This window comes from Belnapia rosea, from assembly GCF_900101615.1.
GTDB lineage: Bacteria > Pseudomonadota > Alphaproteobacteria > Acetobacterales > Acetobacteraceae > Belnapia > Belnapia rosea.
On record NZ_FMZX01000001.1, the window covers coordinates 1,036,754 to 1,057,110 of the forward strand.

16 protein-coding genes are annotated in these 20,357 nt (G+C 72.3%); 10 read left to right on the forward strand and 6 right to left on the reverse strand.

The window, feature by feature from the left end:
* Positions 1-10 precede the first annotated feature (10 nt).
* Positions 11-1,195: a pyridoxal-phosphate-dependent aminotransferase family protein gene (locus tag BLR02_RS05010; RefSeq protein ID WP_090661020.1), complete on the reverse strand. Its 1,185-nt coding sequence runs from the start codon at positions 1,193-1,195 to the stop codon at positions 11-13.
* A 127-nt stretch (positions 1,196-1,322) separates the two neighbouring features.
* Between BLR02_RS05010 and BLR02_RS05015 the strand changes: the two genes are divergently transcribed.
* The 8 genes from BLR02_RS05015 to BLR02_RS05050 all read left to right on the forward strand — a co-directional run bounded on the left by BLR02_RS05015 (position 1,323) and on the right by BLR02_RS05050 (position 12,064).
* Positions 1,323-4,241, forward strand: coding sequence for an FAD-binding and (Fe-S)-binding domain-containing protein (locus tag BLR02_RS05015; protein ID WP_176849376.1), 2,919 nt, complete (start codon positions 1,323-1,325; stop codon positions 4,239-4,241).
* A 277-nt stretch (positions 4,242-4,518) separates the two neighbouring features.
* Positions 4,519-5,223 (forward strand): DUF1194 domain-containing protein, encoded by a 705-nt coding sequence (locus BLR02_RS05020; RefSeq protein ID WP_245704613.1) that lies wholly within the window; start codon positions 4,519-4,521, stop codon positions 5,221-5,223.
* A gap of 213 nt (positions 5,224-5,436) precedes the next feature.
* A complete protein-coding gene (locus BLR02_RS05025) occupies positions 5,437-7,530 on the forward strand; it encodes an HWE histidine kinase domain-containing protein (protein ID WP_143018038.1) in 2,094 nt (697 codons plus the stop codon).
* Positions 7,527-8,486: an NAD(P)/FAD-dependent oxidoreductase gene (locus tag BLR02_RS05030; RefSeq protein ID WP_090661026.1), complete on the forward strand. Its 960-nt coding sequence runs from the start codon at positions 7,527-7,529 to the stop codon at positions 8,484-8,486. The genes BLR02_RS05025 and BLR02_RS05030 overlap by 4 nt, the downstream gene beginning before the upstream one ends.
* Positions 8,487-8,550: 64 nt before the next feature.
* A complete protein-coding gene (locus BLR02_RS05035; RefSeq protein ID WP_090562875.1) occupies positions 8,551-8,817 on the forward strand; it encodes a DUF3253 domain-containing protein in 267 nt (88 codons plus the stop codon).
* The gene (locus BLR02_RS05040; protein ID WP_090661029.1) at positions 8,814-9,263 is read left to right on the forward strand and encodes a DUF1499 domain-containing protein; all 450 of its coding nucleotides are present in this window, start codon (positions 8,814-8,816) and stop codon (positions 9,261-9,263) included. The genes BLR02_RS05035 and BLR02_RS05040 overlap by 4 nt, the downstream gene beginning before the upstream one ends.
* Before the next feature lie 35 nt (positions 9,264-9,298).
* Entirely contained in the window at positions 9,299-11,029 is a 1,731-nt protein-coding gene (locus BLR02_RS05045) for an ABC transporter ATP-binding protein/permease (protein ID WP_090661062.1), read from the forward strand.
* Between the two features lie 57 nt (positions 11,030-11,086).
* A complete protein-coding gene (locus tag BLR02_RS05050; protein ID WP_245704614.1) occupies positions 11,087-12,064 on the forward strand; it encodes a YihY/virulence factor BrkB family protein in 978 nt (325 codons plus the stop codon).
* A gap of 12 nt (positions 12,065-12,076) precedes the next feature.
* On the opposite strand, the gene recQ is transcribed toward BLR02_RS05050, so the two are convergent.
* The 5 genes from recQ to cydD form a co-directional block, all read right to left on the reverse strand.
* Complete coding sequence (gene recQ, locus BLR02_RS05055; protein WP_245704615.1) at positions 12,077-13,924, reverse strand: DNA helicase RecQ; 1,848 nt, start codon at positions 13,922-13,924, stop codon at positions 12,077-12,079.
* Between the two features lie 68 nt (positions 13,925-13,992).
* Positions 13,993-14,385, reverse strand: a complete 393-nt coding sequence (locus BLR02_RS05060) for an OmpA family protein (protein WP_090562211.1) — start codon at positions 14,383-14,385, stop codon at positions 13,993-13,995.
* Positions 14,386-14,535: 150 nt separating this feature from the next.
* Positions 14,536-15,495, reverse strand: a complete 960-nt coding sequence (locus BLR02_RS05065; RefSeq protein WP_090661065.1) for a radical SAM protein — start codon at positions 15,493-15,495, stop codon at positions 14,536-14,538.
* 16 nt (positions 15,496-15,511) lie between these two features.
* On the reverse strand, positions 15,512-17,152 hold the full coding sequence (gene cydC / locus BLR02_RS05070; protein ID WP_090661601.1) for a thiol reductant ABC exporter subunit CydC: 1,641 nt from the start codon (positions 17,150-17,152) through the stop codon (positions 15,512-15,514).
* Between the two features lie 4 nt (positions 17,153-17,156).
* Positions 17,157-18,833 (reverse strand): thiol reductant ABC exporter subunit CydD, encoded by a 1,677-nt coding sequence (gene cydD, locus BLR02_RS05075; RefSeq protein ID WP_090661068.1) that lies wholly within the window; start codon positions 18,831-18,833, stop codon positions 17,157-17,159.
* 92 nt (positions 18,834-18,925) lie between these two features.
* On the opposite strand from cydD, the gene BLR02_RS05080 reads away from it, so the two are divergent.
* Entirely contained in the window at positions 18,926-19,816 is an 891-nt protein-coding gene (locus BLR02_RS05080) for a polysaccharide deacetylase family protein (RefSeq protein WP_090661071.1), read from the forward strand.
* The gene (locus BLR02_RS05085; RefSeq protein WP_090661074.1) at positions 19,813-20,337 is read left to right on the forward strand and encodes a lipocalin family protein; all 525 of its coding nucleotides are present in this window, start codon (positions 19,813-19,815) and stop codon (positions 20,335-20,337) included. The genes BLR02_RS05080 and BLR02_RS05085 overlap by 4 nt, the downstream gene beginning before the upstream one ends.
* Positions 20,338-20,357: the final 20 nt, after the last annotated feature.

Below are 20,357 nucleotides of genomic sequence, written 5' to 3' on the forward strand. Positions count from 1 at the left end.
CCGCGGCCGCTCAGGCGTTGCCGTTCAGGTAGCCCATCGCCGCCTGGACGCCCCCGGCCTGATGCGGCACGCCAGCGGCGGCGAGGCCCATCTCGACACCGCCCAGCGCGCCGATGAGGGAGAGCGGGCCGAAATCGCCGAGATGGCCGATGCGGAAGACCCGGTCGTTCAGCGGACCGAGCCCGTTGCCGAGGGACATGTTGAACCGCTCGAGGATCGTCGCCCGCAACGCATTGGCGCCATGGCCCTCCGGCAGGCGAACGGCGGTGAGCGAGGACGAGTAGTGGCGCGGATCCTCGCACTGGACCTCGAGGCCCCAGTGCCGCACGGCGCGGCGCGTCGCCTCGGCGAAGCGGTCGTGGCGGGCGAAGACGCTGTCCAGCCCCTCCTCGTTCAGCATGTCGATGGCGGCATCGAGGCCGTAGAGCAGGTTGGTCGCGGGCGTGTAGGGGAAGTAGCCGGTCTCGTTCGCCTTCAGCATCGGGTGCCAGTCCCAGAAGCTGCGGGGCAGCTTCGCCGTCTCGGTCGCCTTCAGCGCCTTGGCGGAGACGGCGTTGAAGGACAGGCCGGGCGGCAGCATCAGCCCCTTCTGGGAGCCGGCGACGGTGACATCGACGCCCCATTCGTCATGGCGGTAATCGATGGAGCCAAGGGAGGAGATGGTATCGACCAGCAGCAGGGCCGGATGGCCGGCGGCGTCGATGGCGCGGCGAACCTCGTCGATGCGGGAGGTGCAGCCGGTGCTGGTCTCGTTATGGACGACGCAGACGGCCTTGATGCCGTGCGCCTTGTCCTCGCGCAGCGCCGCCTCGATGGCGGGCACGTCGGCGCCGCGGCGCCAGTCGGTCGGGATGAATTCGGGCCTGAGCTGAAGGCGCTCGGCCATCTCCCGCCAGAGGGTGGCGAACCAGCCGGTCTCGCACATCAGCACCCGGTCGCCGGGCGAGAGGGTGTTGACCAGCGCGGCCTCCCAGGCGCCGGTGCCCGAGGCGGGGTAGATGATGACCGGGCCTTCGGTCTTGAAGACGGTGCGGAGCTTCTCCAGCAGCTGGGCGCCGAAGCGGCCGAAATCCGGGCCGCGATGATCCATCGTCGGGTTGTCCATGGCGCGGAGCACGCGGTCCGGCACATTGGTCGGGCCCGGGATCTGCAGGAAATGCCGGCCGGCGGCGGGAGAGGATTGGTAATAGGCCATGCTCTGGGTCTCCGCTGTGGCGCGGCTTATGCGCCCGATCCATGCGTCCGCGCCAATGAGAAGGGCTTGTCGGATTGATGAGCATTATAGATCGGACAAGCGGGCCGCCCAGGATTAGAAACCGCGCATGAACGCCTTCACCATCCCCAAGGACCGGATCGGCGACAGCCGGTTGGCCGAACGCCTGCGGCGCGAGACCGAGGGCGAGGTGCTCTGGAGCGCGGCCGATCGCGGCCGTTACGCGACGGATGCGAGCATCTACCAGATCGAGCCGGTCGGCGTGCTGGTGCCGCGCAGCCTGGCGGATGTCGAGGCGGCGCTGGCGATCTGCCGCGAGGCAGGGGTGCCGGTGCTGCCGCGGGGTGGCGGGACCAGCCAGTGCGGGCAGACGGTGAACCGGGCGCTGGTGATCGACTGCACCAAACATCTCCGCCGGGTCCTCAGCGTGGAGGGCGACACCGCGCGGGTGGAGCCCGGGATCACCCTCGGCGCGCTGAACACGGCGCTGGCGAAGGAGAAGAGGTTCTTTCCCGTCGATCCCTCCACCTGGGCGCGCTGCACCATCGGCGGCATGGCGGGGAACAACTCCTGCGGCGCGAAATCCATCCGCTATGGGCTGATGGCGGACAATGTGCGCGCGATCGACGCGCTGCTCGCCGATGGCAGCCGGTTCCGCTTCGGCGAGCTGCCGGACAATCTCGGCGGCGATGTGCCGGCAGGGATTGCCGACCTCATCCAGCGGCTGCGCGCGCTCGGGGCGCGGGAGGCGGAGGAGATCGCCGCGCGCTTCCCCAACCAGCTGCGGCGCGTCGGCGGCTACAACATCGAGAGCCTCACTCCGGCGGCACGCGCCGAGGGGCGCGGCAACCTGGCCCGGCTGCTGGTCGGCAGCGAAGGGACGCTCGCCTTCTCCGCCGCGCTGGACCTGAAACTATGGCCGGTGAAGCCGCGCAAGGCGCTCGGCATCTGCCAGTTCCCGACCTTCCGCGCCGCCATGGCGGCCTCCCAGCACCTGGTCACGCTCGACCCGGAGGCGGTGGAGCTGGTGGACCGGACGATGATCGATCTCGGCCGCTCCATCCCGATCTTCCGCGCGACCATCGACCGCATGGTGCGCGGCGAGCCGGACTCGCTGCTGATCGTCGAATTCCACGGGCAGGAGGATGCGCCGCTTGCCCGCAGCCTCGATGCGCTCGAGGAGATGATGGGCGATCTCGGCTATCCCGGCAGCGTCGTGCGCTGCATCGACCCCGCCTTCCAGGCCGCGGTGGCCGAGGTACGGGAGGCCGGGCTCAACATCATGATGAGCATGAAGGGGGACGGGAAGCCGGTCTCCTTCATCGAGGATTGCGCCGTCGCCCTGCCCGACCTCGCCGACTACACGGAACGGCTGAACGGGGTGTTCGAACGCTACGGCACCAAGGGCACCTGGTACGCCCATGCCAGCGTCGGCTGCCTGCATGTGCGGCCGGTGCTCAACATGAAGGACCCGGAGGATGTGCGGCGCATGCGCGCCATCGCCGAGGAGTGCTTCGCCCTGGTGCGCGAGTACAAGGGCTCGCATAGCGGCGAGCATGGCGACGGCATCGTGCGCTCCGAGTTCAACGCGCCGATGTTCGGGCCACGCATCACCTCGGCCTTCGAGGAGGTGAAGGATGCCTTCGACCCCGCCGGCCTGCTGAACCCGGGCCGCGTGGTGCGGGCGCCGCGGATGGATGACCGCACGCTGTTCCGCTACGCACCCGACTACGCCGCCGATCCGGGCTTCGCGCCGGTGCTCGACTGGTCGCCCTGGGCGGCCCCCCAGGGCGAGACGACGGGCGGGATGCTCGGCGCGGTCGAGATGTGCAACAACAATGGCACCTGCCGGAAGTCGGATGCCAATGTCATGTGCCCGAGCTACCGGGCGACGCGGGACGAGGCCCATCTGACGCGCGGCCGTGCCAATACGCTGCGCCTCGCGCTCACCGGGCAGTTGCCGGGCGGCCTCGCCTCGGATGCTGTGCATGACGCGCTTTCGCTCTGCGTCTCCTGCAAGGGCTGCAAGCGCGAATGCCCGACCGGCGTCGACATGGCGAAGATGAAGATCGAGGCGATGGCGGCGCGGGCGCGGGAGCGCGGGCTATCGGCCAAGGACCGGCTGATCGCCACCCTGCCGCGTTGGGCGCCCTTCGCCGCCATGCTGCCGGAGGCGGCGAATGCGCGGAGCTGGATCCCCGGCCTGCCGCGGCTGACGGAGCGGATCTTCGGCTTCGCCGCCGAGCGCAGCCTGCCGCGCTTCCGGCGCGATGCCTTCCAGGATGCCGAGCTGCCGGCGCCGGATGGGCGCGAGGGCGAGGTCATCCTCTTCCCGGATGTCTTCAACCGGTATTTCGAACCGGACAACCTGCGTGCCGCGATCCGCGTGCTGCGGGCGGCGGGCTACCGGCCATCCGTGGCGCGGCCCGCGCGCGGGTCACGGCCGCTCGACGAGGGGCGGACGCTGCTTGCCGCCGGGCTGGTAGAGGAGGCGCGGGCCGAGGCGCGGCGAACGCTGGCGGCGCTTGCCCCCTTCCCTTCGCCGGTCATCGGCATCGAGCCTTCCTCGACCCTGACGCTGCGGGACGAATTCCTCTCCCTGCTGCCAGGGGCGGAGGCGGAGGCGCTGGCGGCGCGGACCGTCCTGATCGGCGAGTTCATGACGCGCGAGAAGCCGAAGCTGGCGCTCAAGCCGGTGGCCGAGGCCGCGCATGTGCATGGGCACTGCCATCAGAAGGCCTTCGCCGCCTTCTCGCCGGCCGTCGCCATGCTGACGATGATCCCCGGGCTGAAGGTGGTGCCCCTCACCTCCTCCTGCTGCGGGATGGCGGGAAGCTTCGGCTATGAGGCGGCCAATCTCGAGGTGTCGAAGGCGATGGCGGAGCTCTCGCTGCTGCCGGCGGTGCGGGCGGTGCCGTCCGGGCAGCTCGTCGTCGCCGACGGCACCTCCTGCCGGCATCAGATCCGGGACCTGTCGGGGCGGGAAGCGCTGCACGGCATCCGGGTGATGGAGATGGCGCTGGCCTGAGAGCAGGCCGGGGCGGGACGGCGGCAGGGGCGCTGGACCTACAGGCGGTGCTGCGCGCCGGGTACCCGGCGGCTCCACCACCATCCCTGGCGCCGGCTTCTGCCACCCAGAGGCCATGTTGCACTGCAGCATAAATCTGCAGTATGATGATTCTGTTCGGGAAGGATGACAGTCACGGCCTCGCCTATCCACGCCGGGGTCCGGTGCGCACCGCGCCGGCCATCGGCCTGAAAGGGGTCGTATGCGTAGACGTGAGATTTTGGGCGCTGCCCTGGCGATGCCTGCCCTGCTGCGGGCCGGGCAGGCGCGGGCCGCGACGCCGGTCGATGTGGAACTCGTGCTGGCCGTCGATGTCAGCCGCTCCGTCGATCCCGAGGAGCAGGAGATGCAATTCTCCGGCTACGAGGCGGCCTTCCGTGACCCGCGCCTGATCGAGGGCATCATGGGCGGACCCGTCGGGGCCATCGCGGTCACCATGTTCACCTGGTCCGACTGGCATATCCAGAACACGGTGGTGCCCTGGATGCTGCTGGATGGCGCTGCCTCGGCCAACCGCTTCGCCGATGCCATCGGCAATGCGCCAAGGCGGACCTGGCTCTACACCTCGATCTCCGGTGCCATGGACTATGCCGCCAGGCAATTCGGCCAGGGCTTCGAGGGCACCCGCAAGGTGGTCGATATCTCGGGTGACGGGGTGAACAATTCCGGCCGCCCGGTGGCGGATGCGCGGGCCGAGGCGCTGGCGCAGGGCATCGTGCTGAACGGCCTCGCGGTGCTCGACAAGACACCGGCCCCGCTCTCCCTCGCCGCCTCGCTGCCGCCGCTCGATACCTATTACCGGGAGGAGGTGATCGGTGGCCCGGGCGCCTTCCTCGTCGTCGCCGAGGGGTTCCAGGCCTTCGAGGCAGCCGTGCGGCGAAAGATCATCCGTGAGATCGCGGCGGTGCCAGAACCGGGCCCAACAACGGAGCGATTCGCCTGACAGGCGAATCGCTCATCCTTCTCGTAACTATCAACCCTCTGATGCACGTTTCGGTTGTGTGATTTTGTGGTAAACCGATCACAAATCCGCGAAATTTGATCGAGACGTAATAATTAGAGTTACGAAGCCAGTCAGACTGACCCAAGTTTCGGGCGCGGCCCGGCTCCGGTGGGTCTTGCACATCGCGGGCCCCGCGGCCTGCGGGAGATGCGGATGTCGTTCATCACCAGGGTCGGGAAGCAGCCCCGGAGCGCCAGCCTGCGCCATCGCATGGTGGCGATTTACGCGATGGTATCCTTCGGCCTGCTGGGTGTGACCGGGCTGATCATCCACCGGGCCGAAACGCGCGCCCGGGACTGGGCCGAGGCGGAGATGATCGGGACTGCGCGCGCCCTCGGCCTCGCACTCGAGGGTCGCTTCGCGGCGGCGGAGGCCCTGCTCCTGGGCCTGGCAGCGGTCCCCTCCCTCCTCTTCGGCGGTGACCCGGTGGAATTCGGCCCGCAGCTTGTCATCATCGCCAGGGCGGCCGGGCTTGGCCCGATGAGCCTGTTGGCACCGGATGGCCGGATGGTGCTCAACTCCCGGCTGCCCATGGGGATACCGGAAGGGCCTGCCCTCGCAGCCCCGGCGGCCCGCCAGGTTTTCCAGAGCGGGAAGACCGAGATCGGCGAGCTGACCCGTGGGCCGCTCAGCGGCGAGGCGCAGGTGGTTGTCGCCGTGCCCGTCCATCTCCGGCGCGACGGGGCCGAAACCTGCCTCTGCTATGCTCTCGGCCTCGCCATCCCCGCCAGCGAACTCGCCGAGGCATTGACCCGGCAGAGGCTTCCTGCGGGTTGGGTCGCTGCGGTGATCGACCGGACGGGCCATGTCGTCGCCCGCAGCGAGCGCCACGATGAATTCGTCGGCTCGGCGGTGATCCCGGCGGTCCGGGCGGCGATCGAGGCCGGGCCGGAACCCAGGGTGGTGCGGACGCGCCGGGTTGATGGCGTCGAATCCTCCATTGCCCTGGTGCGCGGCGGGGAGTCCGGCTTCCGCATCGCCATCGCGGCGCCGGAGAACCATCTCGTCGGCACGCTGCGCAATCCGCTCCGCTGGGCGCTGCTCGCCGGCATCTCCCTCACCCTGGCCGGGCTGCTGCTGGCCCTGCTGCTGGCGAAGCGCATCGCCCGGGGCGTCGCCTGGCTCGGCACCCTTGGCGAGGCGCCGCCAGCAGCGCCGCTGACGCGCACGGGCCTGCGCGAGATCGACCGCGCGGCCTCTGCCCTCAGCCAGGCGGCGGGGGCGCGGGAAAGGCGCGAGGCGGCGCTGCATCACCAGGCCGTGCGCTTCCGTGCCAGCTTCGAGGCGGCCGGCATCGGCATGGGCCAGGCCGAGCTGGAATCGGGCATCCTCCTCATGGTCAATGCGCGGTTCTGCGCGATCCTCGGCATGCCGGAGGCCGCGCTGCTGAACGAGACCGACCTCGTCTCGCTCTTCGGCGCCACGGCGCTCGGCGACTACCGGCTTGAGCTGCAGCAGCGTGGCAGCGCGAGCCGGACCCTCTGCCATCATCGCCCCGATGGTGGCGTGGCCTGGCTGCGGCTCGACCTGGCGCCCATCCTCGACGCGAAGCTCGACCCACCGCGGCTGGTACTCGTGGTGGACGACATCACCGACCAGCGCCGCGCCGAGGAGCGTGTGGCGCTGATGACGCGCGAGGTTTCGCACCGGGCGATGAATGCGCTGACGCTGGTCCAGGCAACCCTGCGGCTCACGCCGCGGGAGGATGCGGCGACCTATGCGGCCGCGGTGGAGGCCAGGGTCGGGGCGCTGGCACGGGCGCATGCGCGCCTCGCCGGGGATGGCTGGACCGGTAGCAGCCTGCGGGCGCTGGCGGATGGGGAGGTGATGGCCTTCCTGCCGGCTGGAGCCGGGCAGCGCCGCGTGACGATCGATGGGCCGGACCTGCAACTCCTCCCCCAGGCGGTGCAGCCGCTGGCCATGATCCTGCATGAGCTGGCGACGAATTCGGCCAAGCATGGCGCGCTCTCGGCCCCGGCGGGACAGGTGATGCTGCGCTGGCGGATCGACCCCGCCACGGAGATGCTGCACCTGTCCTGGGAGGAATCCGGCGGGCCGCCGGTCCATCGGCCGCCAAGCCGGCGGGGCTTCGGCTCCCGCCTCCTGGAAGCGACGGTGCAGGGCCAGCTCGGCGGCACGGTGCGGCAGTCCTGGCCGGTGACAGGGCTGGTCTGCCGGATCGACATCCCACTTGAGCGCCTGGCCCTTGCGGATGCGGATTGCAGGCCCATTCCTGGGCTCGCATGACCCAGCCCCGCATTGCCGTCATCGGTGCCGGCCTGTCCGGCCTCGCCTGCGCCCGCGGCCTTGCGGCGCGCGGCGCGACCGTGACCCTGTTCGACAAGGGCCGTGCCGCCGGCGGGCGGCTGGCGACGCGCCGGGCCGAGGCCGCCGGCCAGCGGCTGCAATGGGACCATGGCGCGCAATACCTGACGGCGCGCGGAGCCGGCTTCGCCGCGCTGCTGGCTGAAGCTGGTGCGGCCGGCTGGGGCGAGGCCGGGCGCTTCGTCGGCGTGCCGGGGATGTCGGCACTGCCGCGGGCGCTGGCCGGCGGGCTCGACCTGCGGGCGGCACGCCATGTGGTGGCGCTCGACGGTGCCCCCGGCGCCTGGATGGTGCGGCATCACGAGGCGTCTCGCATCCGGCCCGGCCAGGCCCTGCCCGAGGCGGCACCGGCGGAGGACGGCCCCTTCGATGCGGTCGCCGTCACGCTGCCGCCGGCCCAGGCCGCGGCGCTGGTGGCGCGGCCGGCGCCGGGCCTGCGAGCACGGCTCGCGGCGGTCGGTATCGCGCCCTGCTGGACGGTGCTCGCCGCCTTCGGCACCCGGCCCGACTGGCCGGAGACGCTGCGGCCGGAGGCGGGCCCGGTCGGCTGGCTGGCGCGGGACAGCGGCAAGCCGGGCCGCGACGCCGCGACCGAATGCTGGGTGATCCAGGCGGGGCCGGGCTGGTCGCGGGCCCATCTGGAGGCCGATGCGGCGGAGGTCGCGCCCCGGCTGCTGGCGGAGCTGCCGGTGGCGCCCCCACCCATCCATCTGCAGGCGCATCGCTGGCGCTACTCGCTGGTGGAGCAGCCGCTCGGCGAGCCCTGCCTCTGGCTGCCCGCGGCGCGGCTCGGCCTTGCCGGGGACTGGTGCCTCGCCGGGCGGGCGGAGGCGGCCTTCGACAGCGGCCGGGCGCTGGCCGCGGCCATCCTCGGTTGAGGGGGGACCGGTGGCGCAAATCCAGGCTGACAGCATCGCCGGCCGGCCTATGGTGCGCGGCATCATGACCACCGATCCAGACGCCTCGGCCATCGCCGCCGAGATCCTTCGCCAGACCGCCGAGCGCGGCGAGGGCAAGTCCATCTGTCCAAGCGAGGTGGCGCGGGCGCTGGCCCCCGGCGAGGCCTGGCGGCCGCTGATGGGCCGGGTGCGCGAGGCGGCGGTCGCGCTCAGCCGCGAGGGCGGCATCGAGATCCTGCGTAAGGGCAAGCCGGTGCCGCCGGAACAGGTGCGCGGCGTCATCCGCCTGCGCCGGCCGGCGGGCGCATGAGCGCGCCGATCGGGGCGCTGTTCGGCCGCGGCGCCGGTGGCCTGCCGCCGGCCGAGCCGGTGGAATTCGCCCGGCTGGTGCTGCCGCCCTCGCCCAATACCTGCCTCGCCGCGCCACCCGGCGGGCATCCGCAGGCCCATATCGCCGTGCCTCCCCTCCCCGTCGATGCGGCGACCGCATGGCCGGTGCTGCGCCGGCTCGGCGAGGGCTTCCCCCGCACCACCCTGATCCGCGACTGGCCGGAGCGGCGCCAGGCGCAATGGGTCGAGCGCTCCGGGCTGATGAACTACCCGGACATCATCGCCGCCGAGCTGGTGCCGGGCTCCGCCGGCGCCGGGCTGTTCCTCTATTCGCGGAGCCTCTTCGGCTGGTCCGACCTCGGCGTGAACCGCCGCCGGGTCGAGCGGTGGCTGGCCGCCTTCGAGGCCGCGCTGCGCCGCCGCTGACCCCCTACCCCTTCGCCTCCTGGAGTGACTGCGCCATGCGCCGCATCGGCCATTTCCTGTCGGACGCCTGGCGCCTGGCGGCCCCCTACTGGCGCAGCGAGGAGCGCTGGCGGGCGCGGCTGCTGCTCGGCGTCGTCATCGTGCTGAACCTCTCCCTGGTCGGGATGAGCGTGCTGCTGAGCTACTGGAACCGCGAATTCTTCAACAGCCTGCAGGAGAAGGACGCCGAAGCCTTCTGGGCCCTGCTGTTCTGGTGGCGGCAGACGGAGTCCGGGCCCATGCCGGGCTTCGTCTTCGTCGCGGCGCTCTACATCCTGATCGCGGTCTATGCCCTCTATCTCCGCCAGGCCTTGCAGATCCGCTGGCGGTCCTGGCTGACGCGGGAGGTGCTGGACCGCTGGCTGGCCGACCGCGCCTATTACCGCGTGGCGCTCGCCGACCCAGGCACCGACAACCCGGACCAGCGCATCAGCGAGGATCTGCGGATGTTCGTCGACAACAGCCTGGCCCTCGGGCTTGGGCTGATGCGCTCGACGGTGACGCTGTTCAGCTTCATCCTGGTGCTCTGGGGCCTGTCGGGCCCGGCGACCATCCTCGGCATCACCATCCCCGGCTACATGGTGTGGGTGGCGCTGCTCTATGCGCTGGTCGGGACCGGCCTCGCCCATCTCGTTGGCCGCAGCCTGATCCGGCTGAATTTCCAGCAGCAGCGGGTGGAGGCGGATTTCCGCTATGCCCTGGTGCGGCTGCGCGACAATGCCGAGGGCATCGCCCTCTATGGCGGCGAGGCGGATGAGAAACGCGGGCTGCGCGAGCGCTTCGGCGCGGTGATGGGCAATTGGTGGGCGCTGATGGTGGCGACCAAGCGGCTGACCTTCTTCACCGCAGCCTATTCGCAGGTGGCGGTGGTCTTTCCCTTCGTCGTCGCCGCCCCGTCCTATTTCGCCGGCCGGATCCCGCTCGGCGGGCTGACCCAGACCTCGGGCGCCTTCTCCGAGGTGCAGGGCGCGCTCTCCTGGTTCGTCGACAACTACTCCGCCCTGACGGAATGGCGGGCGACGGTGCTGCGTGCCACCGGCTTCATCGGAGCGATCGAGGCGGCGCGGGCGGCGGCGGGGACCGGCATCCAGGCGGTGCCGGATGGCGGTGACGCGCTGGTGCTGGAGGATGTGACGGTCGGCCTGCCGGATGGGCGGGTGCTGATCGAGGGCGCCTCGGCGCGGATCGCGGCGGGCGAGGCGGTGCTGATCGCCGGCCCCTCGGGCAGCGGCAAATCGACGCTGTTCCGGGCGCTGGCCGGGCTCTGGCCCTTTGGGCGGGGGCGGGTTCATGGGCCGGCCAGCGGCGTCCTCTTCCTGCCGCAGCGGGCCTATCTGCCGCTCGGCTCGCTGCGCCGGGCGGTCTGCTACCCGTGCGACGCGGCCGAATTCACCGATGCCGAGGTGCGCGAGGTGCTGGAGGCGGCAGGGCTCGGGCATCTCGCCGGGCGGCTCGACGACGAGGATGCCTGGGAGCGGCGGCTCTCGGGCGGCGAGCAGCAACGGATCGCGCTGGCCCGGGCCCTGTTGCTGAAGCCGCGCTGGCTCTTCCTCGACGAGGCGACGGCGAGCCTCGACCCGGAGGCGGAGGCCCGGTTCTATGAATTGCTGAAGGAGCGGCTGCCGGGCACCACCCTGGTTTCCATCGCGCATCGGCCGGCGGTCGCTCAATACCACCAGCGGGCGCTCCGGGTGCGGGAGGGGCACCTGGTGCCAGCGCCCGCCTGAGCCGCGGCGCAACCCTTTCCGCCTGCGGATGTTGGTCCGCCGGCAGGAGATGGTTGAATGCTGAACCGGGTCTGGGCGCTGCTGCGCGAAAGCGTCGAGGGCTATATCGAGGACGAGGCGATGAGCCGCGGGGCGGCTATCGCCTACTATACTGTGTTTTCCATTGCGCCATTGCTGGTGATCGCCACCGCCATTGCCGGACTCGCCTTCGGCGAGGATGCCGTGCGCGGCGCCATTTCCGAGCAACTGCGCGGGTTGCTCGGCGTGACCGGGGCGGAGGCGGTGGAGGCCATGGTGAAGGGGGCGGGCAACCGCACCACGGGCACCATCGCCACCATCATCGGCGTCGTCACCCTGCTGCTGACGGCGAGCGGCGTCTTCGGCGAGTTGCAGGCGGCGCTGAACGCCGTCTGGCGGGCCAGCCCACCGCGCGGCGGCGCGGTGACCCGGCTGATGCGGGCGAAGCTGGCGAGCCTCGGCCTGGTCGCGGCCACGGGTTTTTTGCTGCTGGTCTCGCTGATCGCCAGCGCCGTCCTCTCCGCCCTCGTCACCTGGTTCCGCGACCAGTTCCCCGAGATGCTGCTGCTGCTGGGGGCGGCCAACTTCCTGCTCTCCTTCCTGATGGTGACCGTGCTCTTCGCCGCCATCTACAAGATCCTGCCGGACCGCGAGATCTCCTGGCGCGATGTCGGCGTCGGCGCGCTGGTGACGGCCTTCCTCTTCACCATCGGCAAGTCGCTGATCGGCTGGTATGTCGGCAGCAGCCATGTGGCGACCAGCTACGGCGCGGCCGGTGCGGCCATGGTGGTGCTGCTCTGGGTGTATTACTCGGCGCAGGTCTTCATGCTGGGCGCGGAGTTCACACGCGCCTGGGCGGGGTTCCAGGGCAGCCCGGCGGCGCAGGCGGCGCTGGCCGAGCCGGCGCGCCATCGCGGGCGCGACCGCAGCGAGCAGAAACGTGCCGAGACCGGTCACTTCATCGGCGGCGCCGCGACGATGGCAGTGCTGTTGGCGGTGTTCCGGCGGAAGAAGTAGCCCCGCGCCGTTTTACAGCGTGTCCCGCACCACCCGCAGCACCGCATCGGCATAGCGTTCGAGCTTGCTGCGGCCGACGCCGGGGATCATCGCCAACTCCTCCGCATCCTGCGGGCGCCGCTCGGCGATGGCGGCCAGGGTGTCGTTCTGGAAGATGACATAGGCCGGCAGGCCCTGCTCCGAGGCCTCGCGCTTCCGCCAGGCGCGCAGCGCGTCGAACAGCGCATCGCCGGCCATGGCAGGCTCCGCGCCCCGGCCGCGTTCGCGCGGGGCGGGCCGGGTCAGCGTCTCGGCGCGCAGCATCACCCGCTCCTCGCCCTTGAGGATCGGGCGGGCGGCCTCGGTCGGCACCAGCTCGCCATGGTTCTCGACCGCGACGTCGAGGGCGCCGCGGGCGACGAGCTGGCGTGCCACGCCGCGCCAGGCAAGGTCCGGCAGGTCGGCGCCGATTCCGAAGGTCTTCAGCTGGTCATGGGCGAATTGCGCGACCTTCGGCGTCAGCTTGCCACGCAGCACGTCCACCACATGGCCGAGGCCGAAATGGCCGCCATTCGGCAGCCGGGTGCGCAGCACGGCGCTCAGCAGCTTCTGGGCGGGGATGGTGCCGTCGAAGAGGCGGGGCGGGTCCTGGCAGACATCGCAGGCGCCGCAACGCTCGGGTCCCTCTTCGCCGAAGCAGCGTAGCAGGATGCGGCGGCGGCAGGTGGCGGCCTCGGCGATCGAGACCATGGCTTCCAGCCGGGCGCGCTCGATGCGCTTCTGCTCCGGCGTCGCCGGGCTCTCCTCGATCCGGTGGCGGGCGAGCGCGATGTCGCCAGCGCCATAGAGCAGCAGGGCGCGGGCCGGCAGCCCGTCGCGGCCGGCGCGGCCGATCTCCTGGTACCAGCTCTCCGGCGAGCGCGGCAGGTCGAGATGGGCGACCCAGCGCACATCGGGCCGGTCGATGCCCATGCCGAAGGCGATGGTCGCCGCCATGATGACCGCGTCGCCACGGGCGAAGCGGCGATGGGAATCGCGCTTCGCCGCCGGGTCCATGCCGGCATGGAAGCAGAGCGCGTCATGCCCGTCGCCGCGCAGCCATTCGGCCGTCTGCTCGGTCTTGGCGCGGCTGCCGCAATAGACGATGCCGGCGCCGGAGCCGTCGCCCGCGGATTTGACGAAGGCGCGGAGCTGGGCGCGCTCGCTGTCACGCGGCGCGGCGGCGATCAGGATGTTCGGCCGGTCGAAGCCGCCGCGGAAGACGGGGCTGTCCTGCAGGCCGAGCTGGGCGCGGATGTCCTCGACGGTGCGCGGGTCGGCCGTGGCCGTGAGCGCCAGGCGCGGCACATCGGGGAAGCGCTCGGCGAGCAAGCCGAGACCGCGATATTCCGGGCGGAAGTGATGCCCCCACTGGCTGACGCAATGCGCCTCGTCGATGGCGAAGAGGGCGAGCGGGCGGCGGGCGAGGAAGTCGAGCGTGCCCTCGAGCGTCAGCCGCTCGGGCGAGATGTAGAGCAGCTTGACGGCGCCGCGGGCGAGGTCCCGCTTCACCTCCCGCGCCTGCTCCTCCGGCAGGTCGGAATGCAGCGCGGCGGCGGCGACGCCCTGCTGGCGCAGCGCCGTCACCTGGTCCTCCATCAGCGCGATCAGGGGCGAGACAACGACGCCAAGCCCGGTGCGGCAGAGCGCCGGCACCTGGAAGCAAAGCGACTTGCCGCCACCGGTCGGCATCAGCACGAGGCCGGAGCCGCCCGCCATCACATGGTGGACGATCTCCTCCTGGCGGCCGCGGAAGGCGGGATGGCCGAAGACCCGATGCAGCAGCTCGGCCGGGTCGGCAACGGCCCCCGGATGGGTCGGGGGCTCCATGACATCGGGCATGCCGCCTTCATGCCACGCGCCGTCCCCGGCGTCAGCAGTTGTTGCGCAGCAGGCAGGGCCGCGGAGGATCAGCCGCCGAGCAGGATCTCGACGCGCCGGCTCTCGGTCGGGATCATCTCGAAGGCGACGGGGCCGCGCGGCTCGATGCGGATGCGGCTGCGGTCGATGCCGGCCGCGACCAGCACATCGGCGACATTGCGCGCGCGCGCCTCGGAGAGGCTGCGGTTGAAGCCGGCGCTGCCCTCGGGGGCGGTGAAGCCGCGGATGCGGACCGGCGCCGAGGGGTTGGCCTTGGCGCGCTCGGCCACCTCGGACACCAGGCTGGCGGCATTCTCGTCGAGAGCGGCGCTGTCGGCGGTGAAGAACACCACGCTGCGCGAGGCCACTGGGGCGGGGCCGGGCGTCTGGCAGGCCGCGAGGGCGAGCATCGGCAGGGCGGCGGCGAGGAAGCGACGGCGCATGGGGCAACTCCGAGACAGTGGCGAGGAAGAAACGCGCCACCTCAACTCAAGGCTGCGATCACGCCCGAATCGGGCAACCCGGTGGCCACGTCTTCTTGCATGGCCCGCCCGAACCAAACCCATCACATTGCGGAGGGTGAACCGGTAGCCTCAGCGCGAGCAGGCGGCGCCGCCGAGGACGCAGAACCGGGCGCAGTGCGGATGGTTCAGCGCGACCGGGCGGGAGGCCTCGGCCAGCGTCCCGCCCAGTTCGAACTGGGCGTCATAGGGCAGCAGGGTGCAGGCCAGCACGGCGGGCGCCGCCGCGCCGCGGCGCTTCACCAGCATGCGGGAGGAGGCGCACATCAGGCTGTCGGGGCTCTTCTTCAGGATGCCCCAGCAGGCGGTGGTGATCTCCGGGACATCGACCGCCGCATCCATCTCCGGGAAGAGCATCAGCGCCACCGGATCCGCCGCGTCGATCGGGATGTCCTCGGCCGCGAAGAGGGCAGCATAGCCGTCCCGCATCGCCGCCTCCCCCTGCCCGCCGAAATCGGCACGGCCGGCGACATGGACGCGGAAGCCCCCTTGCGCGAGCCAGCGCAACCCGTCGAGGGCGATGGCGAAGCTGCCCTCCTGCCGTTCCAGGTCATGCAGCACGGCGCTGTGGTGATCGAGGCTGACTCGCAGCGTCAGCGCATCGCCATGACGGTCCCGCAGGGCCAGCAGGGCGGCGGCATGGTTGCGCATCGGCCTCATCGCATTGGTCAGCACCAGGGCGCGATGGCCACGGGCGAGCACATCCTCCAGCATCGCGGGAAGGTCGCGGTTGAGGAAGGGCTCGCCGCCGGTGAAGCCGATCTCCCCGACCGGCAGGCCGTCCTGACCGATCTCATCGAGGAAGGGGCGCAGCTCGGCGGCGGTGATGTAGGCCAGGGCGTCGTTGCGCGGGCTGCTCTCGATGTAGCAGTTGCGGCAGGTGATGTTGCAGAGCGTGCCGGTATTGACCCAGAGGGTGCGGAGCCCGGTGAGCGCCACGGTCGCCCGCACCTCGCCGCGCGCCGTCACCAGGGGGTCGCGGAATTTCGCCGGGTCGAGCGGCGGCGGTGCGGTAGGCGCGATGCTGGACATGGGCTGGAGGTGGTCCCTAGCCCGCGGCAGGCAAGGCCCGGCCGCCGGCGAGGCGAATGATCCGGCTCGGCCGCTCCACCCCCGTCAGGCGGTGGGCGATGAGGATGACGGTGCGGCCGGCCGTGACCTCCTCCAATGTCTCGAGGAAGGCGCGCTCGGTTTCCGCATCGAGGCCGGCGGTCGGCTCGTCGAGGATGAGGACCGGGGCGGCGGAGAGCAGCACGCGGGCGAGTGCCAGCCGGCGGGCCTGGCCGCCGGAGAAGCGGGCGCCGCCCTCGCCGCAGCGGGTTTCGAGCCCCTCGGGCAGGGCGCGGACCAGCGCGCCGATCCCGGCCCGGTCGAGCGCCCGCCAGAGCGCCGCCTCGGGGGCAAGGGGCGCGGCGATGCGGAGATTGGCCGCGATGCTGTCGTCGAAGAGCCGCGCATCCTGGGTGAGGCAGGCGATGCGGCGGCGGACATCCTCGGCGGCGAGGCTGGCGAGATCGACGCCGCCCAGGGTGATGCGCCCGGCCTGCGGCGCGGCCAGCTTCAGCAGCAGGGCGGCGAGGCTGGACTTGCCGATTCCCGAGGGACCGAGGATGGCAAGGCGGGTGCCCTCCGGCAGATCGAGATCGAGCCCGTCGAAGACCAGGGGCCGGTCCGGCGTCCAGGCGAAGCGAAGGCCCTCGATGCGGATGGCGTGGCCGCCGGGCAGGCCGGCGGGCACGGCGGGCTCGGTCAGCGGCGCCGGGGCATCGGCGGCCTCGAAGAGGCGGCGGGCGCCGGCGCCCGCGGCGGCGAGGGCGGTGCCGGCGCGGGGCAGCACGCCGATCGTCTCGGCGGTGGCCAATACGAGGAAGAGGGCGAGCACCGTGACGCCCGCCCCGCCGCCCGAGAGGCCCCAGGCAAGGGCGGCCAACAGCGCGGCCTGGCCAAGCAGCGTGCCGCCTGCGCCCGCCAGGGCGGCGCGGCCCGCAAGGCGGCGCTGGGCCCGGCCGAGTTGCACCGCCTCGGCGGCGAGGGCGGCGCCGGCCTGCCGCTCGGCATTGGCGGCGAGCGTGTCCTCGATGCCGATCAGCGGATCGACCGCCGTGGCGCGCAGCCGGCCCTGCGCCTCGGCAGCCTCGGCGGCGGCACGGGCGGCGCCCGGGGCCAGCAGCAGCGGCAGGGCGAGGGCCAGGGCGAGCGGCAGGGCGACCGCGGCGGCGAGCAGCGGGTGGCCGGCGAGCAGCGCCACCACGACCAGCACCAGGGCGAGGGCGGCGGCGACCGGCACCATCACCTTGAGGTAGAGCCCGTCCAATGCCTCGACATCGGAGACCAGCCGGCCCAGCAGGTCGCCGGAACGGCGGAGGCCGATGCCGGAGGGCAGGCGGTCGGCGAGGCGGCGGAAGAACCAGACGCGGGTATCGGCCAGGGCCCGGAAGGTGGCGGCATGGGTCATCATCCGCTCGCCCCAGCGGGCAGCGGGGCGCAGCGCGATCAATGGGCGGAGCAGGAGAAAGGCCACGGCCCCGGCGACGGCGGCGCCGCCCAGCACATCGGCCACCGCCTGCCCGGCCAGGGCCAGCAGGGCGGCGCCGAGCAGGGCGGAGACGATGGTGACGGCGAGGCCGGCCACCAGCCAGCCCCGGCGGCCGCGCCAGAGGCCGAGGATGCGGAGGAGGTCGGCGGTCATGGCGTTACCCCTGGCCCTGAGCGGCGCGGGCAGTGCCGAGGGCACGGCCATGGCTGATCTCCAGCACCCGGCCGAGGCTCGCGCGGGCGGCGGCGGAATGGCTGGCGATGATCGCGGTGCGCCCCATGCAGAGCCGCTGCAGGCTTTCCAGCACCTCGGCCTCGGTGCCCGGGTCGAGATGGGCGGTGGGCTCGTCCAGCAGCACGAGCGGCGTGTCGCGCAGGAAGGCGCGGGCCAGGGCCACGCGCTGGGCCTGCCCGCCGGACAGGCCCCAGCCCCCCTCCCCGACCAGCGTGTCGAGGCCCTGCGGCAGGCCTTCGGCGAAATCGAGCACCTGGGCGGCCCGGGCGGCGGCCTCCACCTGCCCGGCCGATGCATCCGGCCGGGCGAAGCGGATATTGTCGCGGATCGAGGCGCGGAAGAGATGCGGCTTCTGCCCGACATAGGAGGAGAGCCGGCGGAGCTCGGCCGGCTTCAGCGCCAGGGCATCCTGGCCGTTGATGGCGATGCGCCCCGCCTCCGGCCGGTTGAAGCCCATCAGCAGGCGCAGGACGGAGGATTTGCCGGCGCCGGAGGCCCCTGCCAGCACCAGGGTCTCGCCGGCATTCACCCGGAAGGAGAGGCCGTCGAGCGCCGGGGGCCGGGCGGGGTCATAGGTCAGCCGCACATCGGTGAAGGTCACGACGACGCGGGGCGGCATCTCTTCCAGGGCGAGGCCGGCGTCCTCCTCGGCGAGCAGCAGCGGAGCCAGGGCGGCGGCGGCGCCGGCCGCGGCAAGGCGCTCGTGATAGGCGGCGGCGAAGGCGCGGAGCGGGGCGAAGAAGGCGGGGACCAGCAGCAGGCAGAAGAGGCCGGCGGCCGGGTCGCCACCCTCCAGCGCACCATGGCGCCAGGCGATGCAGGCCAGCGCCAGGGCGGAGAGCAGCTCGAGCGCGGTGCCCGAGAGGAAGGCGACGCGCAGCACGGACATGGTGCGGCGGCGCAACTCGTTCGCCGCCTCGCCCAGCGCCTCGGCCTCCGCCTCCTGCCGGTTGAAGAGGACGAGGGTGGGCAGGCCGCGCATGCGGTCGAGGAAGCGGCCGGAAAGGCGCTCCAGCGCCTCGAATTGACGGCGGCTGGCCTGGGCGGCGCCGATGCCCGTCGCCGCCATCGCCACAGGGTAGAGCAGGCCGGCGATGGCGAGCAGCAACCCGCTGCGCGGGTCGGCATAGGTCGCCGCGGCGATGACCATCAGCGGGGCCAGCAGGGCGAGCATGGCGGTCGGCAGCCAGCGGCCGAAATAGCCGTCCAGCGCCTCCACCCGGTCCACCACCAGCGAGGCGGCCTCGCCGACGCCGCGCGGGGCGGCGGGGCCGGCGGCGAGCAGCCGGGCGAAGGTCATGTCGCGGAGCCGGGTGCGCGCCGTCTCGCCGGCGGCGAGCTGGGCGCGTTCCTGGGCGAGGCCGAGGGCGGCGCCGAGCAGGGCCAGCGCCGCGGCGGCGGCCAGCTCCGGCCAGCCGGCACCGGAGGCGCCAAGCAGCGTGGCGAGCAACCGGGCGACCAGCCAGGTGGTGCCGAGCGCACAGGCCGTGGCCGCCACCCCCAGCAGGACGGGCAGCAGGACACGGCCACGCAGGGCACGGGATTCGCGACGCAACAGAAGGCGCGCCGCCTCCTGCTGCCCAGCCGAGGGGGAAGCCATGGCGCATTCTATGCTGCCGGACGGGGTCACGTCACCTTGCGTTGACGCAAGGTGGCGGGCAGATCTCGGCAAACCATTGCGGATCTCCCCCTATGCTGCCCAGCCATGGCCGCTACCGCTACCATCCCTGGCCCGAGCGGCCCCGCTATGCCTGGCCCGGCGGGGCGAAGCTCGCCGTCTATCTCGGCGTCAATCTCGAGCATTTCGCCTTCGGCGAGGGGCTGGGGGCGGAGCTGGCGCCCGGCGGCCCGCAGCCGGACGTGCTGAACCATGCCTGGCGCGACTACGGCAACCGGGTGGGTGCCTGGCGGCTGATCGAGCTGCTGGACGCGCTCGGCCTGCCGGCGACGGTGCTGCTGAACAGCGCGATGTATGACCACGCGCCGCAGCTGGTGGCGGCGCATCGCGCCCGCGGCGACGAGATCGCCGGGCATGGGCGGACCAACAGCGAGCGGCAGTCGGTGCTTGATGAAGGTCCGGAGCGGGCGCTGATCGCCGAGAGCACGGCGGCGATCCTGCGGCATGAGGGCGTGGCGCCGCGCGGCTGGCTCTCGCCCTGGATCGCCGAGAGCCGGGTGACGCCGGAGCTGCTGGCCGAGGCGGGCTATCGCTATACGCTGAACTGGTGCGCCGACGACCAGCCGATCTGGATGGAGACGGGTGGCGGGCGGCTGCTCGCCATCCCCTATCCGCAGGAGGTCAACGACATCCCCGCGGTCGTGGCGCGCAAGGACGGGGCGGAGCAATTCGCCGCCATGATCGGCGCCGATTTCGCGGAGCGGCTGGAGCAGGTGGCGCGGGACGGCATCCCCCAGGTGATGGGGATCGCGCTGCACCCCTATATCATCGGCCAGCCCTACCGGCTGCGGGCGCTGCGCGGGGCGCTCTCGGCCATCGCGGCACGGCGGGATGAGGTCTGGATCACCACGGCGGGCGGGGTGCTCGACCATGTGCTCGGCCTGCCGGAGGGCAGCGTGCCATGAGGGCGGCACTGCTCGGCGCCCTGCTGCTGCTGGCCGGCTGTGCCGGGGCGCCGCCGGCGGATGCGCCGAGGACCGTGCCGGCGGTGGAGCTCGGGCGGTATCTCGGCACCTGGTACGAGATCGCCCGGCTGCCGAACCGCTTCCAGGATGGCGGCGGACGGGCCTGCGAGGCGGTGACCGCCACCTATTCGCCGCGCGACGATGGCGGCATCGGCGTGCTGAACCGCTGCGACGATGCCGGGCAGACGCGCGAGGCGGCGGGCCGCGCCTATTCGGTGCCCGGCAGCGGCGATGCGCGGCTGCGGGTGTCGTTCTTCTGGCCATTCTACGGGGATTACTGGGTCATCGGACTCGACCCCGGCTACCGCTGGGCGGTGGTCGGGGCGCCGGACCGGCGCTATCTCTGGGTCCTCGCCCGCGAGCGGCGGCTGGCACCGGCGGAGTGGAGCCGGGCGATCGCCATCGCCCGGTCCGAGGGTTTCGCGGTGGAACGCCTGCGCCTCACCCGGCAGCCAGACTAGGCGCCCTCCCGACTGTTCCG

Coding starts and splice junctions, on each gene's coding strand:
- BLR02_RS05010 (WP_090661020.1), bottom strand. CDS start 1,195: ATGGCCTATTACCAATCCTCTCCCGCCGCCGGCCGGCATTTCCTGCAG.
- BLR02_RS05015 (WP_176849376.1), top strand. CDS start 1,323: ATGAACGCCTTCACCATCCCCAAGGACCGGATCGGCGACAGCCGGTTG.
- BLR02_RS05020 (WP_245704613.1), top strand. CDS start 4,519: ATGCCTGCCCTGCTGCGGGCCGGGCAGGCGCGGGCCGCGACGCCGGTC.
- BLR02_RS05025 (WP_143018038.1), top strand. CDS start 5,437: ATGTCGTTCATCACCAGGGTCGGGAAGCAGCCCCGGAGCGCCAGCCTG.
- BLR02_RS05030 (WP_090661026.1), top strand. CDS start 7,527: ATGACCCAGCCCCGCATTGCCGTCATCGGTGCCGGCCTGTCCGGCCTC.
- BLR02_RS05035 (WP_090562875.1), top strand. CDS start 8,551: ATGACCACCGATCCAGACGCCTCGGCCATCGCCGCCGAGATCCTTCGC.
- BLR02_RS05040 (WP_090661029.1), top strand. CDS start 8,814: ATGAGCGCGCCGATCGGGGCGCTGTTCGGCCGCGGCGCCGGTGGCCTG.
- BLR02_RS05045 (WP_090661062.1), top strand. CDS start 9,299: ATGCGCCGCATCGGCCATTTCCTGTCGGACGCCTGGCGCCTGGCGGCC.
- BLR02_RS05050 (WP_245704614.1), top strand. CDS start 11,087: ATGCTGAACCGGGTCTGGGCGCTGCTGCGCGAAAGCGTCGAGGGCTAT.
- recQ (WP_245704615.1), bottom strand. CDS start 13,924: ATGCCCGATGTCATGGAGCCCCCGACCCATCCGGGGGCCGTTGCCGAC.
- BLR02_RS05060 (WP_090562211.1), bottom strand. CDS start 14,385: ATGCGCCGTCGCTTCCTCGCCGCCGCCCTGCCGATGCTCGCCCTCGCG.
- BLR02_RS05065 (WP_090661065.1), bottom strand. CDS start 15,495: ATGTCCAGCATCGCGCCTACCGCACCGCCGCCGCTCGACCCGGCGAAA.
- cydC (WP_090661601.1), bottom strand. CDS start 17,152: ATGACCGCCGACCTCCTCCGCATCCTCGGCCTCTGGCGCGGCCGCCGG.
- cydD (WP_090661068.1), bottom strand. CDS start 18,833: ATGGCTTCCCCCTCGGCTGGGCAGCAGGAGGCGGCGCGCCTTCTGTTG.
- BLR02_RS05080 (WP_090661071.1), top strand. CDS start 18,926: ATGCTGCCCAGCCATGGCCGCTACCGCTACCATCCCTGGCCCGAGCGG.
- BLR02_RS05085 (WP_090661074.1), top strand. CDS start 19,813: ATGAGGGCGGCACTGCTCGGCGCCCTGCTGCTGCTGGCCGGCTGTGCC.